Origin of the sequence: Thiohalomonas denitrificans (assembly GCF_900102855.1) — a bacterium.
Lineage (GTDB): Bacteria > Pseudomonadota > Gammaproteobacteria > Thiohalomonadales > Thiohalomonadaceae > Thiohalomonas > Thiohalomonas denitrificans.
Map to the genome: position 1 here is coordinate 189,513 of NZ_FMWD01000001.1, position 22,375 is coordinate 211,887.

At 59.5% G+C, this 22,375-nt stretch carries 20 protein-coding genes and 1 tRNA gene; 2 read left to right on the forward strand and 19 right to left on the reverse strand.

Annotated elements, in window-relative coordinates; all coding sequences use genetic code 11:
• Positions 1-7: 7 nt before the first annotated feature.
• The 9 genes from BLP65_RS00800 to rlmE all read right to left on the reverse strand — a co-directional run bounded on the left by BLP65_RS00800 (position 8) and on the right by rlmE (position 7,436).
• Positions 8-484, reverse strand: coding sequence for a NuoB/complex I 20 kDa subunit family protein (locus BLP65_RS00800; protein WP_092991637.1), 477 nt, complete (start codon positions 482-484; stop codon positions 8-10).
• Positions 475-831 carry an NADH-quinone oxidoreductase subunit A gene (locus tag BLP65_RS00805; protein ID WP_092991639.1) on the reverse strand — a complete coding sequence of 119 codons (357 nt, stop codon included), beginning with the start codon at positions 829-831 and terminating at the stop codon, positions 475-477. The genes BLP65_RS00800 and BLP65_RS00805 overlap by 10 nt, the downstream gene beginning before the upstream one ends.
• 318 nt (positions 832-1,149) lie before the next feature.
• Positions 1,150-1,234, reverse strand: a tRNA-Leu gene (locus BLP65_RS00810).
• Between the two features lie 9 nt (positions 1,235-1,243).
• Complete coding sequence (gene secG / locus BLP65_RS00815; RefSeq protein ID WP_092991640.1) at positions 1,244-1,618, reverse strand: preprotein translocase subunit SecG; 375 nt, start codon at positions 1,616-1,618, stop codon at positions 1,244-1,246.
• A gap of 23 nt (positions 1,619-1,641) precedes the next feature.
• Positions 1,642-2,394: a triose-phosphate isomerase gene (gene tpiA, locus BLP65_RS00820; RefSeq protein WP_092991642.1), complete on the reverse strand. Its 753-nt coding sequence runs from the start codon at positions 2,392-2,394 to the stop codon at positions 1,642-1,644.
• Between the two features lie 36 nt (positions 2,395-2,430).
• Positions 2,431-3,816, reverse strand: a complete 1,386-nt coding sequence (glmM, locus tag BLP65_RS00825) for a phosphoglucosamine mutase (protein ID WP_092991644.1) — start codon at positions 3,814-3,816, stop codon at positions 2,431-2,433.
• Positions 3,817-3,893: 77 nt separating this feature from the next.
• The gene (folP, locus tag BLP65_RS00830) at positions 3,894-4,751 is read right to left on the reverse strand and encodes a dihydropteroate synthase (protein ID WP_217631861.1); all 858 of its coding nucleotides are present in this window, start codon (positions 4,749-4,751) and stop codon (positions 3,894-3,896) included.
• A gap of 69 nt (positions 4,752-4,820) precedes the next feature.
• The gene (gene ftsH, locus BLP65_RS00835) at positions 4,821-6,743 is read right to left on the reverse strand and encodes an ATP-dependent zinc metalloprotease FtsH (RefSeq protein WP_092991648.1); all 1,923 of its coding nucleotides are present in this window, start codon (positions 6,741-6,743) and stop codon (positions 4,821-4,823) included.
• Between the two features lie 75 nt (positions 6,744-6,818).
• The gene (rlmE, locus tag BLP65_RS00840; protein ID WP_092991649.1) at positions 6,819-7,436 is read right to left on the reverse strand and encodes a 23S rRNA (uridine(2552)-2'-O)-methyltransferase RlmE; all 618 of its coding nucleotides are present in this window, start codon (positions 7,434-7,436) and stop codon (positions 6,819-6,821) included.
• Positions 7,437-7,700: 264 nt separating this feature from the next.
• Between rlmE and yhbY the strand changes: the two genes are divergently transcribed.
• A complete protein-coding gene (gene yhbY / locus BLP65_RS00845; RefSeq protein WP_092991651.1) occupies positions 7,701-7,994 on the forward strand; it encodes a ribosome assembly RNA-binding protein YhbY in 294 nt (97 codons plus the stop codon).
• 85 nt (positions 7,995-8,079) lie between these two features.
• On the opposite strand, the gene BLP65_RS00850 is transcribed toward yhbY, so the two are convergent.
• From BLP65_RS00850 to hrcA, 10 genes are all read right to left on the reverse strand, one after another.
• The gene (locus BLP65_RS00850; protein WP_092991653.1) at positions 8,080-8,547 is read right to left on the reverse strand and encodes a DUF4149 domain-containing protein; all 468 of its coding nucleotides are present in this window, start codon (positions 8,545-8,547) and stop codon (positions 8,080-8,082) included.
• Between the two features lie 27 nt (positions 8,548-8,574).
• Positions 8,575-9,051: a transcription elongation factor GreA gene (gene greA, locus BLP65_RS00855; protein ID WP_092991655.1), complete on the reverse strand. Its 477-nt coding sequence runs from the start codon at positions 9,049-9,051 to the stop codon at positions 8,575-8,577.
• A complete protein-coding gene (gene carB, locus BLP65_RS00860) occupies positions 9,052-12,270 on the reverse strand; it encodes a carbamoyl-phosphate synthase large subunit (RefSeq protein ID WP_092991657.1) in 3,219 nt (1,072 codons plus the stop codon).
• 94 nt (positions 12,271-12,364) lie between these two features.
• Entirely contained in the window at positions 12,365-13,510 is a 1,146-nt protein-coding gene (carA, locus tag BLP65_RS00865) for a glutamine-hydrolyzing carbamoyl-phosphate synthase small subunit (protein ID WP_092992287.1), read from the reverse strand.
• Between the two features lie 278 nt (positions 13,511-13,788).
• Positions 13,789-14,595: a 4-hydroxy-tetrahydrodipicolinate reductase gene (gene dapB, locus BLP65_RS00870; RefSeq protein WP_092991659.1), complete on the reverse strand. Its 807-nt coding sequence runs from the start codon at positions 14,593-14,595 to the stop codon at positions 13,789-13,791.
• A 91-nt stretch (positions 14,596-14,686) separates the two neighbouring features.
• Positions 14,687-15,187, reverse strand: a complete 501-nt coding sequence (locus BLP65_RS00875; RefSeq protein WP_092991661.1) for a DsrE family protein — start codon at positions 15,185-15,187, stop codon at positions 14,687-14,689.
• 738 nt (positions 15,188-15,925) lie between these two features.
• Positions 15,926-17,068 carry a molecular chaperone DnaJ gene (dnaJ, locus tag BLP65_RS00880; protein ID WP_092991663.1) on the reverse strand — a complete coding sequence of 381 codons (1,143 nt, stop codon included), beginning with the start codon at positions 17,066-17,068 and terminating at the stop codon, positions 15,926-15,928.
• 104 nt (positions 17,069-17,172) lie between these two features.
• The gene (gene dnaK, locus BLP65_RS00885) at positions 17,173-19,107 is read right to left on the reverse strand and encodes a molecular chaperone DnaK (RefSeq protein WP_092991665.1); all 1,935 of its coding nucleotides are present in this window, start codon (positions 19,105-19,107) and stop codon (positions 17,173-17,175) included.
• Positions 19,108-19,193: 86 nt separating this feature from the next.
• Positions 19,194-19,763: a nucleotide exchange factor GrpE gene (gene grpE, locus BLP65_RS00890; RefSeq protein WP_092991667.1), complete on the reverse strand. Its 570-nt coding sequence runs from the start codon at positions 19,761-19,763 to the stop codon at positions 19,194-19,196.
• An 83-nt stretch (positions 19,764-19,846) separates the two neighbouring features.
• Positions 19,847-20,914 (reverse strand): heat-inducible transcriptional repressor HrcA, encoded by a 1,068-nt coding sequence (hrcA, locus tag BLP65_RS00895; protein ID WP_245688190.1) that lies wholly within the window; start codon positions 20,912-20,914, stop codon positions 19,847-19,849.
• A gap of 504 nt (positions 20,915-21,418) precedes the next feature.
• On the opposite strand from hrcA, the gene BLP65_RS00905 reads away from it, so the two are divergent.
• A complete protein-coding gene (locus BLP65_RS00905) occupies positions 21,419-22,288 on the forward strand; it encodes an NAD(+) kinase (RefSeq protein WP_092991673.1) in 870 nt (289 codons plus the stop codon).
• Positions 22,289-22,375 lie beyond the last annotated feature (87 nt).

Consider the following 22,375-nt stretch of genomic DNA (forward strand, 5'->3'; position numbering starts at 1 on the left):
CGGAAGGTTAGCGGGCAATAGTGTTGGTCCGCCGGATCTTGTTCTGCAGTTGCAAGATACCGTAAAGCAGGGCCTCGGCGGTAGGGGGGCAGCCCGGCACATAGATATCCACCGGCACAATTCGGTCACAACCGCGCACCACAGAGTACGAATAATGGTAATAGCCGCCGCCGTTGGCACAGGAGCCCATGGAAATCACCCAACGCGGCTCGGCCATCTGGTCATATACCTTGCGCAGGGCAGGTGCCATTTTATTGCATAGCGTACCGGCCACGATCATGACATCCGATTGTCGGGGGCTGGGCCGAAACAGGATCCCGAAACGATCAAGGTCATAGCGAGCCGCACCGGCATGCATCATTTCCACCGCGCAACAGGCCAACCCGAAGGTCATGGGCCACATGGAGCCGGTCCTTGCCCAATTGATCAGCTTGTCAGCCGAGGTGGTGACGAAACCCTTTTCGAGGATGCCTTCTACTCCCACTGCAGGGCCCCCTTCTTCCATTCATAGATGAAACCAATCACGAGAATGCCCAGGAACAGCATCATGGCCGAAAAGCCAAACAGGCCGATATCCTTGAGGACAATAGCCCAGGGAAAGAGAAAAGCGATTTCGAGATCGAAAATAATGAAAAGGATGGCGACCAGGTAAAACCGCACATCGAATTTCATGCGCGTGTCTTCAAAAGCCTCGAAGCCACATTCGTACGCTGAAAGCTTGGCGGTATCGGGCCGGTGTGGCCCCAAGATGAACCCGAGCACCATCATCGCACCGCCGACGACAACACCCACGACGATGAAAATCAGGATGGGCAAATAATTTTCAAGCATGCGACAACCTCATCCCTCGCGGCTACGGACCGTCCGCCATCCAAAACGATTCGGAAAGGCTGTCAGTCTAGGGGGGCCGACGAGAGCGGTCAAGCCGGTGACGTTCAAAAACCTTAGCGATTCAGGGAGTTAAACAGACGAAACCGCAGAGTCCTATGCCGCACAAGGGCCTTGATACCCTGCAACGATTCCTGCCCGCCGTGGCGCGGGTACAAAACTATCGTCCAGCCGCGTTCTTGTCGATTGTTCTCGTCAATGGCTGAAGGGGTGCGGACCGCATGGTCCGCAATACCGTTGGTTGTTTTTATTAGATCAAATTGGTGCCGAAGGCCGGACTCGAACCGGCACGGGTTGCCCCACCACCCCCTCAAGATGGCGTGTCTACCAATTCCACCACTTCGGCAAAGAAATCTTATTCGGGCCTTGGGACGTCCCGAGGTACTGCCGGAGCATCACCGCCCTCTGCGGAGCCTGGAGCCGCCGGAATATCGGTAGGAGCCGGTGCCTCGCGCGGCTGCTCTATAGCAGGCAGCTCGGTCACGCTCTTGCGCACGACATTTTGCCCGGAAAAATAGGCCAGGGAAAGACTCGTCAGGAAAAAAACGGCAGCCAGTGTGGCCGTGCCTCGAGTCAGGAATGAAGCCGAGCCCTGGGAGCCGAAGACGGTCGCCGAGGCGCCCGCCCCGAAGGCGGCGCCCATGTCGGCCCCTTTACCCTGCTGCAAAAGCACGAGTACGACCAGAGCCGCTGCGGCGACGAGATGAACGATGAGCAGTACGCTTTCCATTACTATCTATTTCGTTAACCGATTCAGTTGGCGGCCTTGGCAATGGCCAGGAATTGGTCGGCCTTCAGGGAGGCCCCACCAATCAGTCCGCCGTCAATATCCGGCTTTGCCATCAATTCGGCGGCGTTTTCAGGTTTCATACTGCCGCCATAGAGGATCTGCAGCCCTTCGGCTACGTTAGCGTCTTTTGCCGCCACTCGCTGCCGAATGAACGCATGTACGGCCTGCGCCTGCTCCGGTGTCGCGGTCCTGCCCGTACCAATGGCCCAGACCGGCTCGTAGGCGATCACCGCACCCGCCAGCGCAGCAGCGCCCTCAGCGGCAATCACGGCATCCATCTGGCGACCCACGACATCCTCAGTCACGTCCTGCTCGCGCTCTTCGAGGGTTTCACCAACGCAAACAATCGGCGTCAAACCCGCGGCACGGGCCGCTACAAATTTCTTTGCAACCTCTTCGTCGGTTTCGCCGTAGAGGGTCCGACGCTCGGAGTGGCCGATAATCACGTATACGCAGCCAAACTCCCTCACCATTGCGGGGGCGACTTCGCCAGTGAAGGCGCCCGAAGACTCGTGGCTGACATTCTGAGCGCCCCACTTCACCGGGGTGCCCGCCAGCTGCTCGGCCACTTCGGGGATATAGACGAAAGGCGGACAGACCGCCAAGTCACTTCCACTGACCTCGCCGATGCCGGCCTTGATGCCGTCAAGCAGTTCCCGGTTTGCTTCCCTGGAACCGTTCATCTTCCAGTTGCCAGCTATCAACGCTCGACGCATCGTTTCTCCCCTGTCCTTCGAAAACAGGCGCGAAGCTTACCTGCTAGAACCGGATAAATCAATCGGATGGGCATCCTGATTGTTGGTCACCGCAATCGCGGCCTCCACGGCATCGGCCAACCCGCGGGCGACACACTCCACCAGCTCGAGTTCTTCCCCCTCCACCATCACCCGCACCAGCGGTTCGGTCCCCGAAGGACGCAGAAGCACACGACCGGTACCGTTCAACTCTGCCTCGGCGGCACGAACCGCATCCTGCACCTCAGCGCACTCCTCCAAGTCGAAACCGGCCGTGGTGCGTACATTGATCATGACCTGCGGGTATTTCGTCATGCCCGCCTTGAGTTCATTGAGCGGCCGCCCGGTTTGCGCAATCGCCGCCAGAACCTGCAGGGCGGAGACGATGCCGTCGCCGGTAGTGGCGTGATTCAGACACAACAGGTGCCCGGAGGATTCTCCCCCGTACAGCCAGCCGTTTTGCCGGAGGCGTTCCAGAACATAACGGTCGCCCACCTTGACGCGCTGGAAATCGATATTGGCGGCCTTGAGGGCGCGCTCCATACCGAGATTGCTCATCAACGTCCCGACCACACCGGCAACGGCTTCCTGTCGATGCTGCTCGCGGGCAATGATGAACAGGAGCTCATCACCATCCACCACATCGCCCTTGTGGTCGACCATGATGACCCGGTCACCGTCACCATCGAGGGCGATGCCCGCATCGGCGCCGCGCTCTATCACTGCCAGACTCAACTGTTCAGGTTCTGTCGAACCGCACTCGACGTTGATATTGAGCCCATCGGGATCAGCGCCGATCGTATCGACCCTGGCGCCAAGTTCACGGAATACACTGGGAGCAACGTGGTAGGTGGCACCGTTTGAACAATCGACCACGAGATGCAGCCCCTTGAGACTGAGGTGACGGGGAAAAGTACTTTTACAAAACTCGATATAGCGACCGGGCGCATCATCCACCCGAACCGCCTTTCCCAGCGCGGAAGACTGCACCGTGGACATGGGCTGCTCCAGTCGCTCCTCAATCGCCAGCTCCACCTCATCCGGCAACTTCGAGCCTTCAGTGGAAAAGAACTTGATGCCGTTGTCCTGAAACGGATTATGGGAAGCGCTGATGACGATACCTGCACTGGCCCGCAGGGTTCGCGTCAGATAGGCAACCGCCGGAGTCGGCATGGGTCCCAGCAGGAGAATATCGAGACCGGCGGAAGAGAGACCCGCTTCCAGCGCCGACTCGAACATGTATCCGGAAATACGAGTATCCTTGCCAATCAGGACCTTGCCCTTCTCCCCGTTGGACAGGACCTGGCCGGCGGCCCATCCCAGCTTCAGAACAAACTCCGGTGTAATCGGAAACTCCCCGACTCGTCCACGAATACCATCGGTGCCAAAATACTTGCGCCCCACGTAAATCTCCCTTTCATGACTTTTGTTGTTCGTGCCAAAAGCCTAGCGGAACGCTCCTGCTTCTGGCGATATCCAGTTCACACCCCGGAAGCTGCTGTCACCACGCGCAGGGCATCGACCGTCGGTTCCACATCGTGAACCCGGATCAAGCGGGCGCCGAGCCATGCTGACAGCGAGGCAGCCGCTATGCTGCCGTGAAGACGCCGCTCCACCGGGGCGTTCTCGAGAACGGCACCAATCATCGATTTGCGCGACATGCCTACCAGAACGGGGGCTCCCAGTTCCAGGAACCGAGGCAAATTCCGCAGTAGCTCCAGATTGTGGGGCAGGGTCTTGCCAAAGCCGAATCCGGGGTCGACGATGATCCGCTCCCTCGCAATCCCTCCCGCTTCACAGTCGGCGATCCGATCGGCCAGAAAGCCGAACACATCCCCGACCACATCGCGATATTGAGGCGTCGCCTGCATGGATCGCGGTTCTCCCTGCATGTGCATGAGGCAAACCGGTACGTTCAATTCCGCGGCAGCCTGCAACGCACCCTCCCGCCGCAGAGCAAAGACATCGTTGATCATCCCGGCACCGGCATTGACGGCCTCCCGCATGACCTCCGGTTTGCTGGTGTCGATGGAGATGGGTATCGGCAGTTCGGCAGCAAGCCGTTCGATGACGGGAATGACGCGGTCCAGCTCCTCCTGGGTCGACACCGGCTCGGAACCGGGACGAGTGGACTCCCCGCCCACATCAACAATGGCAGCTCCAGCTTCTGCCATGCGCCGCCCCTGGGCCACGGCGGCGTCGGAGTCGCTCCATCGGCCGCCATCGGAAAAGGAATCGGGAGTGACGTTGAGGATCCCCATAGCCCGGGGAAAAGAGAGGTCGAGCGGTTTTCCCCCACAATCCAGATACATCGTGGTAATCGGTTGGGTGTATTCCATGATTTTCAGTATACCGAAAAAGAAAACGCCCCACCGGTCGGGGGGCGTTTTTTTCGAACGCAGGCAAGCTCAGTGCTGGCCGGCAGGGTCCCCCACCTGACCACCGCTGGTCTTGCCGTCCTTGCCAGCGGTAACGGGACTTCCCGGACCGGTGCCCGGCTCTTCACCATCCCAGTCCTCCGGAGGCCTCGGGGGACGGCCCTCCATGATGTCCTTGATCTGCTTCGAATCGATGGTTTCATACTTGATCAGGGCATCGGCCATCATGTGCAGCTTGTCGGTATGATCAATAAGAATCGTCCGGGCCCGCTCATAGTTCGTCCCGATAAGAGACCGCACTTCCTCATCAATGATATGAGCAGTCTCATCCGACACGTTCTTGTGCTGTGTGACCTGATGCCCGAGGAAGACCTCACCTTCATCTTCACCATAGGTGAGCGGCCCCAGCTTGTCCGACAGTCCCCACTTGGTGACCATATTACGGGCCAGCTCGGTGGCGCGCTGAATGTCATTGGAGGCACCGGTGGTTACCCGCTCGGGACCGAAAACCAGCTCCTCGGCCAGCCGCCCGCCGAACAGACTGGATATCTGACTCTGCAGCCGCTGCTTGGAGTAGCTGTAGCGATCCTCCTCCGGAAGAAACAGCGTCACACCGAGCGCACGACCGCGCGGGATGATGGTCACCTTGTGCACCGGATCATGATCCGGCACGGAGAGGCCGACAATGGCATGCCCCGCCTCATGGTAAGCGGTGAGTTTCTTCTCGTCCTCGTTCATCACCATGGACTTGCGCTCGGCGCCCATCATGATTTTATCCTTGGCGCGTTCGAAGTGATCCATCTTCACGGTCGCACTATTGCCACGGGCTGCAAACAGGGCCGCTTCATTGACCAGGTTGGCCAGATCTGCCCCGGAGAAACCGGGTGTGCCGCGGCCGATGATGGACGCATTGACATCATCACCCAGAGGCACCTTGCGCATGTGCACCTTGAGGATCTGTTCGCGACCACGGAGGTCCGGCAGAGGCACCACCACCTGGCGATCGAAGCGGCCGGGACGCAACAGTGCCGGGTCGAGTACATCGGGACGGTTGGTAGCGGCGATGACGATAACGCCCTCGTTGCCCTCGAAACCGTCCATCTCCACCAGCAACTGGTTCAGCGTCTGTTCACGCTCATCATGCCCGCCGCCCAGGCCGGCGCCACGGTGACGGCCAACGGCATCGATCTCGTCGATAAAGATGATGCAGGGCGCATGCTTTTTCGCCTGTTCGAACATGTCGCGTACACGGGAAGCACCCACACCCACGAACATCTCCACGAAGTCGGAGCCGGAAATGGTAAAGAACGGTACCTTTGCCTCGCCGGCAATGGCCTTGGCGAGCAGTGTCTTACCGGTGCCCGGCGGGCCCACCATCAGCACGCCACGGGGTATCTTGCCGCCGAGCTTCTGGAATTTGCCCGGATCACGCAGGAACTCGACCAGTTCGGAGACATCATCCTTGGCCTCCTCGACACCGGCCACGTCACTGAAGGTCACCTTCACCTGGTCCTCACCGAGCAGCCTGGCCTTGCTCTTGCCGAACGACATGGCGCCACGGCCGCCGCCGCCACCCTGCATCTGGCGCATGAAGAATATCCACACGCCGATTAACAGCAGCATCGGGAACCAGGAGATAAAGATCTGGGTGAGCAGCGATTGGCTCTCGGGTGGCTTGGCCTCGACCGCTACACCGTTATTGAGCAGATCGGCAATCAGCCCCGGGTCTTCCGGTGCGTAGGTCTCGAAGCTCTCGCCCGATTGCGTGAGGCCACGGACGGTCTCGCCCTCAATCTCGACGCGCTTTACCCGACCCGCTTTCACATCGGAGAGGAACTGCGAATAGGAAAGCTCCTGGCTGGGTGCGCGTTGCGGTCCGAAGTTATTAAAGACCGACATCAGGATGATGGCGATAACCACCCAGAGGATGACGTTCTTGGCAATATCGTTCAAAGCTCGCCTCTTTGTATCGAAAATCTCACGAATCGGTGCGGTAGAAAACACGCCCGACGAGGGTTAAGTACGTTACTACACATGATAGTTCCTCGCCACAATGTACACCTCCCGAGAGCGGGGCCGCGAAGCCTTCGGCTTGCGAATGGCGACGGACTGAAACGAGTCACGTACCTCTTTGAGAAAGGCATCGAAGCCCTCCCCCTGGAAAACCTTGACCACCATACCCCCTCCCGCAGAAAGAGTTTGCCGTGCCAGTTCCAGCGTCAACTCCGCGAGGTACATGGCTTTTGGCTGATCAACCGTCCTCATACCACTAATGTTGGGCGACATATCGGACAAAACAAGGTCCGCAGGCCGGTCGAGGACCGAGAGCAGGTGATCGAGCACTTCCTGTTCCCGAAAATCGCCCAGCAGTACCTTGACCCCCGGCAAAGGGTCCATGGGCAGAACGTCAAGTGCAACGACCATCCCGCCGGCTCCGACTCGATCCGCCGCCACCTGCGACCATCCCCCCGGGGCCGCCCCGAGATCGATCACGGTAATGCCCGGCCTCAGCAGACGATCCTTCTCGTCGATCTCGGTCAGCTTGTAGACTGCCCGGGAACGAAATCCTTCTGCCTGCGAACGTTTGACAAACTCATCCTCGAAATGTTCATTCAGCCATTTTTTACTGCTTTTGCTTCTTGCCATATCAAACCACAGAGCACACAAACAAGTCATTGAAGGGCCGCCCGATTTTCAGGAGCGGTAAAGGGAGCCAAACCGAGATGCCATGCGCCACCCACCTTTGCGCACCTCCCGCCGTGCCTGCGCCATGGCAGGGCTGCAATGCCGTAGATTACCCGGCCTGGAGGCTGGAGTCGTCGGTACAACACGCGTAAACTGGGGCGGCTCGGAGTTGGTGCATTATACCTGAACGATTCCGGGATCTCCGTTTCCCAGTGGTTGCCGAACATGTCCCTGAACGAAAGACAAAAGAAGTACCTGAGAACACTGGCCCACTCCAAAAAACCGGTGGTGCTGACTGGTGCGGCCGGGATTAGCGAAGCGTTGTTGGCGGAGGTCGATGTCGCCCTGACCCGTCATGAACTCATCAAGATGCGAATCAATGCCGCTGACCGTGAAGAGCGGCAGGCGATGATTGAAGCCATCACCGGTACTACCGGGGCGGAACTCGTGCAGCGTATCGGCCACGTCGCGGTTCTCTATCGCCAGGCGGAGAAACCACAGATCACGCTACCGAAGTAATAGATGCTTATAGCGAGGGGCAAGTAACCGGGTTCTCCACCTTATCCAGCCCCCGTGAGCGCCGTGGCGATGTTTTGGGAGTTGATCACTGATTGGCGGCCTTATGAAAGCCTGCCGGCCCCAGCCCAGAGGCAACCAGCACCACTCCACCGAGGCTCTCAATGAGATAAAGAATAGAGGCGATGCCGTGCAGGCGGCCGAATTCCGCAGCCTGCCGACTACCCTCGACCAGACCCGTGGCCTTGAGTTCCGCCATCAGCGGCTGCACGATCATCTCACCAACGATGACCAGCACGACCATGACCACCAGAACTCCGAGCTTCCAGTCCCTCACTCTCCACCCGTAGCTGCTCCCCCGCAGGAGAATCAACCCTGCGCCGCATCCCACACCGATATAACTGACCAGGGTAAACAATTGCCCTGCCAGCCTACCGGCGGTGCCGGTATCCAGATTGGCAAAGAGGACCGGCACAGCCAGATAGCCGGTCGCCCAGAGAGCACCGACCCACAGGGTCAGCAACACGCGTTCGAGCGGACTGCGCAGGCGTTTCATCAGTGAGTCTGAAGGGGAGTGAACCGCTTACTCGTAGCGGATCTCGACGATTTCGTACTCGCGTTCACCGCCGGGAGCCTGGACGACAGCCACATCGTCGATCTCTTTACCGATTAGCGCGCGCGCAATAGGTGAACCGACCGATACACGTCCCGCCTTGATATCGGCCTCATCCTCACCGACGATCTGATAGGTAACCTCGTCGCCGGATTCGACCTCGACCAGGTCCACGGTCGCCCCGAACACCACTTTGCCGTTGGCATTCAGTTTTGTAACATCGATGATCTGGGCATTTCCGAGCTTGCTTTCGATGTCGGCGATGCGCCCCTCGATAAAACCCTGCTGCTCACGAGCGGCATGGTATTCGGCGTTCTCCTTCAAATCCCCATGCTCGCGGGCTTCCGCAATGGCCTGAATAACCTGTGGGCGTTCCACGCTCTTCAACTGATGCAGTTCCTCGCGCAGCTTTTCAGCGCCACGCAGCGTCATGGGTGTGCTTGCCATTTACTTCAACTCCCTATGCAAATCCTGAAGCCGGGTCACTTCAGTGCTGTTTCGCTGTTTCATCGCAACGCAAGTCGCCGAGGCCCCTGCCAGGGTGGTCGTATAGGTCACCTTGTGCTGCAAGGCCTCACGCCGGATCAGATAGGAATCTGCGATGGCCTGCTTGCCTTCTGTGGTATTGACGATAAAACTGATCTCATCGTTCTTGATCATATCCACAATGTGCGGACGATCCTCGGTCACCTTGTAGACCCGCTCGCACTCGATCCCGGCTTCACGAAGGTGTTGAGCAGTGCCACCGGTGGCAACCAGTTCGAAGCCAAGCTCGAGCAGCGCCCGGGCGATGGGCACCGTGCCGCGTTTGTCGACATCACGCACACTGATGAAGGCCCGTCCGGTGCGCGGCAGAATAATCCCCGCAGCACACTGGGATTTGGCATAGGCTTCGCCAAAGCTTCGGCCCACCCCCATCACCTCGCCCGTGGACTTCATCTCGGGACCCAGGATCGGGTCGACACCCGGGAACTTGATAAACGGGAATACCGCCTCCTTCACCGAGTAATAATCGGGGACGATCTCCTCGACGATACCCTGGCTCGGCAGACTCTGACCCACCATGCAGCGAGCAGCAATCTTGGCCAGGGGGCGACCGGTGGCTTTCGACACATAGGGAACCGTGCGTGAGGCGCGCGGGTTCACCTCCAGAACATAGACGTCGTTATCCTTGATGGCGAACTGGGTATTCATCAGCCCGATAACCTTCAACTCCCTGGCCATGGCTGCCGTCTGCACCCGCAGTTCATCCTGGACCTCGGCCGACAGGTTGTAAGGCGGCAGTGAACAGGCCGAATCACCCGAGTGGACGCCGGCCTGCTCAATATGTTCCATGATGCCGCCGATCACCACGTTTTCGCCATCACAGACGGCGTCCACGTCGACTTCGACGGCATCATCGAGGAAACGATCCAGCAGCACGGGGGACTCGTTCGAGACCTTCACGGCGTCACGCATATAGCTGCGCAACTCCGCCTCATTGTAGACGATCTCCATCGCCCGGCCCCCAAGCACGTAGGAGGGCCGCACCACCAGCGGATAACCGATCTCTTCGGCAAGCCGTACCGCATCCTCCGCGGCGCGCGCCGTCCGGTTGGGCGGTTGGCGCAAATCGAGCTTGTCGATCATCTTCTGGAAGCGCTCACGATCCTCGGCCAAATCGATGGAATCCGGCGTGGTGCCGATAATCGGCGCCCCGGCAGCCTCCAAATCCCGCGCCAGCTTCAGCGGGGTTTGCCCACCATACTGGACAATGACGCCCTTGGGCTTTTCGAGGTCGATGACCTCGAGCACATCCTCCAGCGTCAGCGGCTCGAAATAGAGCCGGTCGGAGGTATCGTAGTCGGTGGAGACGGTCTCCGGATTGCAGTTGACCATGATGGTCTCGTAGCCGTCTTCCTTCATGGCAAAGGCGGCGTGGACGCAGCAGTAATCGAACTCAATCCCTTGCCCGATCCGGTTGGGACCACCCCCCAGCACCATGATCTTGTTACGGTCCGACGGCTGCGCCTCGCACTCCTCCTCGTAGGTGGAGTACATGTAGGCAGTCGCCGTGCTGAACTCCGCGGAGCAGGTGTCGACGCGCTTGTAGACGGGACGCACACCCAATTCGCGGCGGATTTTGCGCATCTCGCCTTCACGAATCCCCAGCAGAAAGGCCATACGCCGGTCGGAAAAGCCCTTGCGCTTGAGCTTGAAGAGGAAATCCCGGTCCAGTCCGGAGGTACCCCGTTCGTGGAGGGTTTTCTCCAGCGCAATCAGCTCCTGAATCTGGACCAGGAACCAGGGATCGATACGCGAAAACTCATGGACCTCTTCCAGCGTGAAACCGGCACGGAACGCGTCCCCGACATACCACAGCCGCAAGGCAGTCGGCTTTCTCAGTGCCATGCGCAGGTCATCGGTGACATTCTCGTCAGAGACGTCGAACACGGCCTCAAACCCATCGGAACCGGTCTCCAGGCCGCGCATCGCCTTTTGCAGCGACTCCTGGAAGGTACGCCCGATAGCCATCACCTCGCCCACCGACTTCATCTGGGTGGTGAGCGTGTTGTCCGCCTTCGGGAATTTCTCGAAGGTGAAGCGCGGAATCTTGGTGACCACGTAGTCGATGGCGGGCTCAAAGGAAGCCGGGGTATTCCCCCCGGTAATCTCGTTCTGCAGTTCATCCAGGGTGTAGCCGACCGCCAGCTTCGCCGCCACCTTGGCGATCGGGAAACCGGTGGCCTTCGAGGCCAGCGCCGAGGAGCGGGAGACACGCGGATTCATCTCGATAATGATCAGCCGCCCATCATCCGGGTTGACCGAGAACTGGACGTTGGAGCCGCCGGTGTCGACGCCAATCTCCCGCAGGACCGCGAGAGAGGCGTCGCGCATGATCTGATACTCCTTGTCAGTCAGCGTCTGCGCCGGCGCGACGGTGATGGAATCGCCGGTATGCACGCCCATCGGATCGAAATTCTCGATGGAGCAGATGATGATGCAGTTATCCTTGTGGTCCCGCACCACCTCCATCTCGTACTCTTTCCAGCCGAGGATGGACTCCTCGATCAGGAGTTCCTTGGTGGGCGACAGGTCCAGACCGCGCTCGCAGATCTCGACAAACTCCTCCTTGTTATAGGCAATCCCGCCCCCGGAGCCGCCCATGGTGAAAGATGGCCGGATAATGGCCGGGAAGCCGATCTGTACCTGGACCTGGAGCGCCTCTTCCATGGAGTGCGCCATGGCCGACTTGGGCATGTCCAGCCCGATCTTGCGCATCGCCTGGCGGAACTGGTCACGATCCTCCGCCTTGTCGATGGCCTCGCGGGTCGCACCGATCATGTCTACGCCATACTCTTCCAGCACGCCCTCTCGGGCGAGATCGAGGGCGCAGTTGAGCGCGGTCTGGCCACCCATGGTGGGCAGCAAGGCATCGGGACGCTCCTTCTTGATGATTTCCGCTACCGTCTGCCAGGTGATCGGCTCGATGTAGGTGGCATCGGCCATCTCCGGATCGGTCATGATGGTGGCCGGATTGGAGTTGACCAGAATCACCCGGTAGCCCTCCTCCCGCAGCGCCTTGCAGGCCTGAGCCCCGGAATAGTCGAACTCACAGGCCTGTCCAATCACGATGGGACCGGCGCCGATGATCAGAATGCTGTTTAAATCAGTGCGTTTGGGCATAGCTCTATCAATTCACCACGGGGAACACGGGGAACACGGGGAACACGGGGACGGGATTTTCCCCGTGGACCCCGTGTTCCCCGTGGTTTAATCACTATTTTGCTTCCTTCATCAAATCGATGAAGTGGTCGAAAAGGGGCGCCACATCACGCGGGCCGGGGCTCGCCTCCGGATGACCCTGGAAACTGAAGGCCGGACAGTCGGTGCGGTGAATACCCTGGAGCGAACCGTCGAACAGGGAACGATGGGTGGCCTTCAGGTTGGCCGGCAGACTGGATTCATCCACGGAGAAGCCATGGTTCTGACTGGTGATCATCACCTTTTTGGTCTCCAGGTCCTGCACCGGATGGTTGGCGCCGTGATGTCCGAATTTCATCTTTTCGGTCTTTGCCCCGCTGGCCAGCGCCAGCAGCTGGTGGCCGAGACAGATGCCGTAGGTGGGAATTCCGGCATCGAGAACCTTCTGAATGGCCCGAATCGCATAGTCACACGGCTCCGGGTCGCCCGGCCCATTGGAGAGAAACACGCCATCCGGCTTCAGTTCCATCACCTTCTCAACCGGGGTCTCGGCCGGAACGACCGTGACACGGCAACCGCGATCCACCAGCATACGGAGGATATTGCGCTTGATGCCGTAATCCCAGGTGACCACGTGATACGGCAGCGCCTCCTCAATGGGTCCTTCGGGATGACCCGGCAATCCGCTCTCGAGATCCCAGCTCGCCTGTGCCCACTCGTAGGGCTGATGGGTGGAGACCTCTTTGGCGAGGTCCATCCCCTTCAGACCCGGAAAACCGCGGGCCGCCGCCAGGGCAGTATTCGCATCGATGTGTTCGCCGGCCATGATGCAGCCGTTCTGGGCGCCTTTCTCGCGCAGGACACGCGTCAGCCTGCGGGTATCGATATCGGCGATGCCCACCACGCTGTTCTTCTGCAGATACTTGTCGAGCGGCATCTCGCTACGCCAGTTGCTGGTAAGCAGAGGCAGATCGCGAATGACCAGGCCACTGGCAAAGACGTGGGCCGACTCCTCGTCTTCGGCATTGGTGCCGACATTGCCGATATGCGGATAGGTCAGTGTAACGATTTGTTTGTAGTATGAAGGGTCGGTGAGGATCTCCTGATACCCCGTCATCGCGGTATTGAAGACCACCTCACCGACGGTCTGCCCCTCAATACCGATGGACTCGCCCCAGAAGAGGGTGCCGTCTTCAAGAGCCAGCAGCGCCGGTTGCCGCAAGGTGATGACCTCCAATGTTTAGACATGCGAAGCGGGAGGGGTCGAGTCGACCCTTCCCGCTCAGAAAGCTCGGTGATTAGACAACGTTTTTAACCGTTGTTTCAGGTGGGACGAAATTGTACTGCATCGGCCGTAAATCTGTCCACGGCCGCGGGAAACCACCCCGGAAAAAATGGCCCCGACGCCTAGTTAGGACCGGTACACGGCACTACATCTGCAGAGCCAACGGAACTCTTTGACCCGGCAGAGGTTGTGCATCCTTCGCTAAAGCAGCAGTGCTACCCTTTCAGGCCGAGCACATCCTGCATATCGAAAACCCCGTGATCCGCCTCCATGATCCACTTTGCGGCACGCACAGCGCCCTGGGCGAAGGTCATGCGGCTGGAGGCCTTGTGGGTGATCTCAACCCGCTCCCCCAGGCCCGCGAACATCACGGTGTGCTCACCGACGATATCCCCGGCACGAATGGTTTCGAAGCCGATGGTCTTGCGATCACGCTCCCCCGTACGCCCTTCCCGGCCATAGACCGCACACTCCTTGAGGTCCCTTCCCAGCGTATCGGCAATCACCTCACCCATGCGCAGTGCGGTACCGGAGGGTGCGTCCACCTTGTGGCGGTGATGCGCCTCGATGACCTCGATATCGACTTCATCCCCGAGGACCCGCGCCGTCATCTCCAGCAGTTTCAGGGAGAGGTTCACCCCCACGCTCATGTTGGGAGCGAACACCACACCGATATCCCCACCGGCGTCGGCGACTGCCTGTTTCTGCGCATCATCAAGACCCGTGGTGCCGATTACGATGCGGATTCCCGCCTGCCTGCAGATCGCCAGATGCCTTTCGGTCGGCTCAGGGAGCGTAAAATCAATCACGACATCAATTTCGCCGGCCACACTGGCGAGGTCGTTCACGACGGTAACACCCAGCTTGCCGATGCCCGCCAGCTCACCGGCATCCGTCCCCACCAGCGAGCTGCCCGCCCGCTCGATAGCGGCACTCAATTCAACGCCGTCGGTCTGCTGAATAGCCTCGACCAGCGTCTTGCCCATGCGCCCGCCGGCGCCGGTTACCCCAATGCGAATCATCTACGATCTACCTTCTAGTTCTGACAGTTATGCACCACAGAGGACAGAGCGAGCGTCCGCTCTCCACTCGGTGTTCTCAGTGATTACACATTTACCAGCTGATGTAGGAATACCCCTGCTCCTGCAGCTCCATGATATCGGCAGCACCGACCTCCACCACCTGTGCAAAATCCACGAGGTCATTTTCGTCCCATTCGAGGGACTTGAGCGTATTGCCGCAGGCGTGAAATTCGACGCCATACTGGGCAAGGCTCGAGACTCGCGACTGGATCTCGTCACTCACCGGCCGTAGGGGTTCCCTGGCGAGCACGTGGATCCCCTCCGCAAAAGCGACCACGACGATTTTCACGTTATCGCCATACTTGCGAAGGACGGCCCCCACCGAAAACAGTACGTGTTCCTGATAGCCGGGATCGGCCTTGTTCAGCTGATAGAGCAGCTTGTGCTCAGGCTCGTCGCCCGGGAAGTGCAGGTCATCGAGGCTATCCGTTTCCTGAGCACTCGCCTGCCGGCCAAAGAGCCCGAGGCCGGTCCCCGCTGCCACAGCTGCCGTAAGCAGGCGCCGTCTTGCACGATCAAGTTTTTGACTCATCCCATCCTCCTTCACACCTGGACTCTTCTCCAGTTTGCCGTTTCGGCCAAAGAGTCTACAAGATACTCCGACCGCGTGGTTTTGCGAACCACCTTCGCCAGGCAGCCCTGTGTGTTACACAGCCAAAATCCGCCGCTGAAGGCCTCCACTGATTCGGACAGGCAGGACCCATCCACTATTTTTCACCACTCTCATTGCCCCCTAACTTGTAAGTAATTCCCTACAAGACTTTCAGTTTTGTCTGACAGACTTTTCAAGGAGTCAGGAAGACAATACTCACCCACAAGGAAGAGGAAATTCCAGGGAGGATGACGGGACAGGAACGCCCCCGAGACAAACTACAAGGCAGTACGGTGGACGTCGAAATCCAGCCAAAGACCGGCACAAGGACGAAAGAACGCGACGGATTGCGACGCAGGGAGGGGGTACTGCCACGGATGCCATCGCAGGGAAAGGAAGAAGCGAGCCCAACAGGAGAACGGAAAAGGTCCATGGAAGGAACCAGGGAATGGTGAAAGGCCCGGGCATTGCCCGGGCTTTTTTATTGGCCAGCCGTCACCTGTCGAACCGAACCGTAGGAGCCTGTCCGAGAATAGACTGACCTGCTGCGACCAAGCCTGATTGGCCGGATTTCCCGCTCACTTTCGTTAAATAGAACCCACTATTCGCCTCAAATGACCGAAAAATCCGACTCAATCAGTCTTGCCCTCGCGACGATCACTATTCTCGGACAGGCTCCTAGAACTTCATCTCCTCAAAGAACTTTCGGACCCCGTCCAGCCAGGAATGGTGCTTGGGGCTATGTTTGCTATCACCTTCACGCATGCTCTCGTCGAAATGGTAGAGAATCTCCTTCTGCTCTTCGGTAAGATGCACAGGAGTCTCCACGACCACCCGGCACAGCAGGTCGCCGACATGCCCGCCACGGACTGATTTGACGCCCTTGCCCCGCAGACGGAACTGCTTGCCGGTCTGCGTCTCCGGCGGCACTTTCAGCTTGACCCGCCCATTCAGGGTCGGAACGTCCAGTTCACCGCCAAGGGCCGCCGTCGTAAACGCTATCGGTACCTCGCAAGCCAGATCGGCACCGTCACGCCGGAAGATGGGGTGCGGTTTGACGCTGATCTGAACGTAGAGATCACCCGGAGGCCCCCCGTTCTCGCCCGGTTCGCCCTCACCACCCAAACGGATGCGATCCCCCGTATCCACTCCCGGCGGCACTTTGACCGAAAGGGTCTTCTGCTGCTCTACGCGGCCCTGGCCGTGGCAGGAGGGACAAGGGTCGGTGATGATCTGGCCGCTGCCATGACAGCGTGGACAAGCCTGCTGGATAGAGAAAAAGCCCTGCTGCATACGCACCTGTCCATGCCCCTGGCAAGTGGGACAGGTGGTCGGGCTGCTTCCCTTGCGGGCCCCGGAGCCTTCGCATACTTCACACTCCACCAGCGTGGGGATACGGATCTTGACGGTGGTGCCCTGGACCGCATCCTCTAGCGAGAGTTCCAGGTTGTAACGCAGATCGGCACCCCGAAAGACGCGACTGCCGCCGCGGGCTCCGCCCCCGAAGATGTCGCCAAAGACATCCCCGAAGATGTCGGAGAAGTTGGCCCCGCCACCGAAACCGCCCGCTCCGCCGGGACCGCCACCCATGCCGCCCTCGAGACCGGCATGGCCGAACTGATCGTAGGCAGCACGCTTCTGCGCGTCCGCCAGAACGTCGTAGGCCTCTCTCGATTCCTTGAACTTGTTTTCCGCCTCGGCATCATCGGGATTCCGGTCCGGATGGTATTTCATCGCCATGCGTTTGAAGGCCTTTTTGATTTCGGCCTCTGTGGCATTGCGCTGAATGCCGAGCACTTCGTAATAGTCGCGTTTCGCCATAATCCTGAATCGTTCAAAACCACGGGGAGCACGAAGAGCACAGGGCTATGCGTGCCCCATGTTCCTCGTGCCCCCCGTGGTATGAGTTGGAGGGGTTGGCTAGTCTACTTCTTATTGTCGTCGACTTCCTCGAATTCGGCGTCGACCACATCATCGCCATCCTTCTGTTCGCCACCAGCGGCTTGCTCGCCACCCTCACCCGCGGCGCCGGCCTCACCCTTTTCGGCATAGAGACGCTCGGCCATTTTGCCGGAAGCCTCGGCCAAAGCCTGGGTTTTGGTTTCGATGGCATCCTTGTCATCCCCCTTCATGGCCTCCTCAAGCTCTGTAATGGCGGCCTCGATCTTCTCCTTTTCGTCCGCCTCCAGCTTGTCGCCCAGTTCGTGCATGGACTTGCGGGTGGCGTTGACCATGCTGTCCGCCTGATTACGCGCCGTTACCAGGTCATGGAATTTCTGGTCGTCGGCCTTGTGGGCTTCGGCGTCCTTGACCATCTTGTCGACCTCATCATCCGACAGGCCGGACGAGGCCTTGATGACGATCTTCTGCTCCTTGCCGGTGCCCTTGTCCTTGGCGGAGACATGCAGAATGCCATTGGCGTCGATATCGAAGGTGACCTCGACCTGCGGCACCCCGCGTGGCGCGGGCGGGATGTCGGTCAGATCGAAACGGCCCAGGGACTTGTTGTCCACCGCACGTTCGCGCTCCCCCTGCAGGACATGCACGGTAACCGCCGTCTGGTTGTCCTCGGCCGTGGAGAACACCTGGGTGGCCTTGGTCGGAATCGTGGTGTTGCGATCGATGAGCTTGGTCATGATGCCGCCCAGAGTCTCGATACCGAGCGACAGCGGCGTCACGTCCAGCAGCAGCACGTCCTTTACGTCGCCAGCCAGCACGCCACCCTGGATCGCCGCACCCACGGCAACGGCCTCGTCCGGGTTGACATCCTTGCGCGGCTCCTTGCCGAAAAAGTCCTTGACCGCTTCCTGCACCTTGGGCATGCGGGTCTGGCCGCCAACCAGGATGACATCGTCGATCTCCGACGCGGAGAGACCGGCATCGGACAAGGCAACCTTGCATGGATCGATAGTGCGGGCGACCAGGTCGTCGACCAGACCTTCCAGCTTCGCCCGGGTCACCTTGACATTCAGATGCTTCGGACCGCTGGCATCCGCCGTAATATAGGGCAGATTGACATCGGTCTGCTGGGTGGAGGAGAGCTCGATCTTGGCCTTCTCCGCAGCCTCTTTCAGACGCTGCATCGCCAGCGGGTCACTGCGCAGGTCAATGCCCTGGTCCTTCTTGAACTCGTCTGCCAGATAGTCGAGCAGTCGCTTGTCGAAGTCCTCGCCACCCAGGAAGGTGTCACCATTGGTGGACAACACCTCAAACTGGTGCTCGCCTTCGATCTCCGCGATCTCGATGATGGAGATGTCAAAGGTGCCGCCGCCCAGATCATAGACAGCGATCTTGCGGTCACCATGCTTCTTGTCCATGCCATAGGCCAGCGCTGCCGCCGTGGGCTCGTTGATGATGCGCTTGACCTCCAACCCGGCGATTCGGCCTGCGTCCTTGGTCGCCTGGCGCTGGGAATCATTGAAGTAGGCCGGGACGGTGATTACGGCCTCGGTCACTTCCTCGCCGAGATAGTCTTCGGCGGTCTTCTTCATCTTCTGCAGAACCTTGGCCGAGACCTCCGGGGCCGCCATTTTCTTGCCTTTGGCCTCGACCCAGGCATCGCCGTTGTCCGCCTTGACGATCTTGTAGGCCACCAGGTCGATGTCCTTTTGAACCGTATCCTCCTCGAAGCGACGACCAATCAGGCGCTTGATGGCAAACAGGGTGTTCTCCGGGTTGGTAACGGCCTGACGCTTGGCCGATTGCCCAACCAGTACCTCGTCGTCATCCTTGCTGAACGCGACAATAGAGGGTGTAGTGCGATCACCTTCGCTGTTTTCGATAACCCGGGCCTTGCCGCCCTCCATTACCGCCACACAGGAATTGGTGGTGCCGAGATCAATACCGATAATTTTTCCCATAATCTCCTACTCCGATTCTATTTGGGCCCGCCTGCTTGCGGACTCGGAAATTTCTACCGCATTACATAAGGTCAATAGCCGCAGTTTCAACCCTTGGAGACGATCACCATGGCCGGACGCACCAGCCGTTCATTGAGCAGGTAACCCTTCTGCATCACCGCTACGATGGTATTTTCCGGGTGTTCTGCACTCTCCTGCATGGTCATCGCCTGGTGGTATTCCGGATTGAACGGCTCGCCGGCGGTTGGACTGATTTCCCGGATGCCGAACTTCTGCAAAACATCGCTGAACATCTTCAGCGTCAGTTCGGTGCCCTCACGCAGCCTGGCCACCGTCTCGTCATCGCCGGTGGCGGCGGACAGGCCCATCTCCAGGCTGTCCTTCACCGGCAGCAACTCGATGGTGAACTTTTCCAGCGCAAATTTGTGGGCGCTTTCCACGTCGCGCTCCGCACGGCGGCGGGTATTTTCCAGTTCCGCCTGCAGTCGCAGACACTGGCTCCAATGCTCATCCGCCTTGCTGCGGGCATCTTCGAGCTGGAGTTGAAGCTCTTCCTGCCCCGTTTCCTGCCCCACTTCGGTCCCGGTAGATTCGGCCGATTCAGAGGCTTGTGGCTCTTCGTTTTCGCTGTCCGGAGACTTGGTCTCTTCGCTCATGTACAGACTCCGCTTCCTCTCACAAAATAAAGGGAATCCCCGACGCCGCCGGGCGGCGCCTGAATTCCCTGAGATATAGGGGGCTACTTGTCGGGATTCAAGGCCGCGCCAAGCAATCGGGCAGTAACGTCGACGATCGGAATGACACGGCCATAGGCCATGCGCGTGGGCCCGATCACCCCCAAAACGCCCACTACCCGGTCTTCCACCTTGTAGGGGGAAGTGACGATGCTGCAGACATCCAGCGCCTCGTAGCCCGCCTCATTGCCGATGAAGATCTGCAAGCCGTCGGCGGCAAGGGACTGGTCCAGGAGATGGAGGATGTCACGCTTGGTACCGAATGCCTCAAACAACTGGCGCAGGCGCTTCATATCCGACATCTCCGCATAGGACATGAGATTGGTTTCGCCAGCCATGAGGTAGTCATCCTCATCGTCATCTTCGGAAAAGGCCTGCTGTGCCATCTCCAGCGCAGAACGCATCAGCCGGTCCATATCCTCGCGGTCCGCCTGCATCTGCTGGATGAGTCGATTGCGCACGTCACGCAGTGTACGGCCGGCAAAATGCTCATTGATGAAATTGGCCGCCTGGGTCAGTTCCGAACTGGAATAACGCCGCGTGGTGTGAATGATGCGGTTCTGCACCTCCCGTTCATTGACCACCAGGATGACCAGCACACGGGAGGCGGAAAGCGGCAGGAACTCGATCTGACGCAGCGCAACCTGTTCGCGGCGGGGGAGCATGACCACGCCCGCCAGCGAAGTGATGTCCGAGAGCAGGGATGAGGCCGAGGAGAGTAATCGACCCGGATCCTCGCCACTCTCGAACTGCGCCTCGAGACTGCGCAGTTCCGCCTCATCCAGTGGTCTTATCGTCAGCAGACTGTCGACGAAAAACCGGTAGCCCTGTGCCGTCGGCACCCGGCCTGCCGAGGTATGTGGCGACTGGATCAATCCGATCTCTTCCAGGTCGGCCATAACATTACGAATGGTCGCCGGACTCAGGTTCAGCTTGCTGTCCCGCGCCAGGGTACGCGAGCCGACCGGCTGGCCATCACGAATATGGCGCTCCACCAGGGCCTTGAAGAGATATTGGGCACGTTCGGTCAATTCGTAGCCGGCCATATTGCTGACTCGTCTCTCAGTTGCCATCCGATCAATACGTCGGAGCAGCGATTTTAGCACTCCCGGGGTTCGTCTGCTAACGCTGCGGTCAGTGTACTGTTGCATGCTTGGCGATACTTTCAGAGCCCCCCAAAAACGTCAGGACAAGGCGCAGCGCGCAGGCAATGGTTACTCCCTTGTCAAGCGCTGCACGAATCCGCCGGGAGCGGATTCGGACAGCCGAAGGCTGGCCCGAAGGGCGGACTCCAGGGATGGAGTCCGCAACGCCGTCATGGCGTTTTTGGGGGGCTCCCTTCGGGCGAGCCGCTGGCCGGCCATCTGCGGCGTTGCGTTTCTTGCAAAGGACGCGCCATTCCCTGCGAAACGCGCCTTGCATGATGTGCATGGATGCACAAATGCCGCGGGCGCAGGGATGCGCAGGAGCGGTCTGGCCGGCCAGCGGCTCGCTGAAAGCACCGCCAAGCATGCAACAGTACACATTTGGCGGACGCCCGGTAACGTGTTAAGTTTCCGGCAGTTTTGGAGGGGGTAATGGCGGAAGAGTTCACAAGTATCGGGCTGATCGGAAAATACGCGGACGCTTCGGTCGGTGCGACACTCCGGGGCCTGCGGGATTATCTGCAGGGCCACGATGTCGACGTGCTGCTGGATGAGGCCACCGCCGAAGTATGGCCGGACCACGACATGACCACCGCCAGCCGGCCGCACATTGGCGAACACTGTGATCTGGCGATCGTGGTGGGCGGTGACGGAACCCTTCTGAATGCCGCACGTTCACTGGCCAATTACCGCATCGCCCTGCTGGGCATCAATCTGGGTCGACTCGGTTTCCTGACCGATATCTCACCGGATCAGATGCAAGACAAGCTCGATGCCATCCTCGCGGGAGAGTACCGGGAGGACCGACGCTTCCTGCTCCACACCTCCATCATCCGCGACGGCGAGGAGCTCTCCGAAAGCGAAGCACTCAACGACGTCGTGGTACACAAATGGGACGTGGCGCGGATGATCGAGGTGGAGACCTACGTAGACGGGCGTTTTCTCAACACCGTACGTTCCGATGGCCTCATTGTATCGACGCCGACCGGTTCCACCGCCTATGCGCTGTCGGGGGGCGGCCCCATCCTCCAGCCCAGCCTCGATGCGGTCATTCTGGTCCCGATCTGCCCACACACCCTGAGCCACCGACCGATCGTTGTTCACGGCGAGAGCGAGATCGAAATCGTCGTGGGCGGTGCCGGCCAGTCACACGCGCAGGTCACCTGCGACGGACAAATCAATCTCGGTCTGGTCTCCGGAGACCGGGTGCAAATCAAGAAAAAACCGCACGAAGCGCGGCTGATTCATCCCCTGGATCATGATTATTTCCACATCCTCCGCGCCAAGCTGGGTTGGGGATGAAAGGCAGTGGCGAGTGGCTAGTGGCGAGTGGCTAGTGGCGAGTGGTTAGGGAACAGAAGCTGATATATTGTGACCGAATGTCGATCC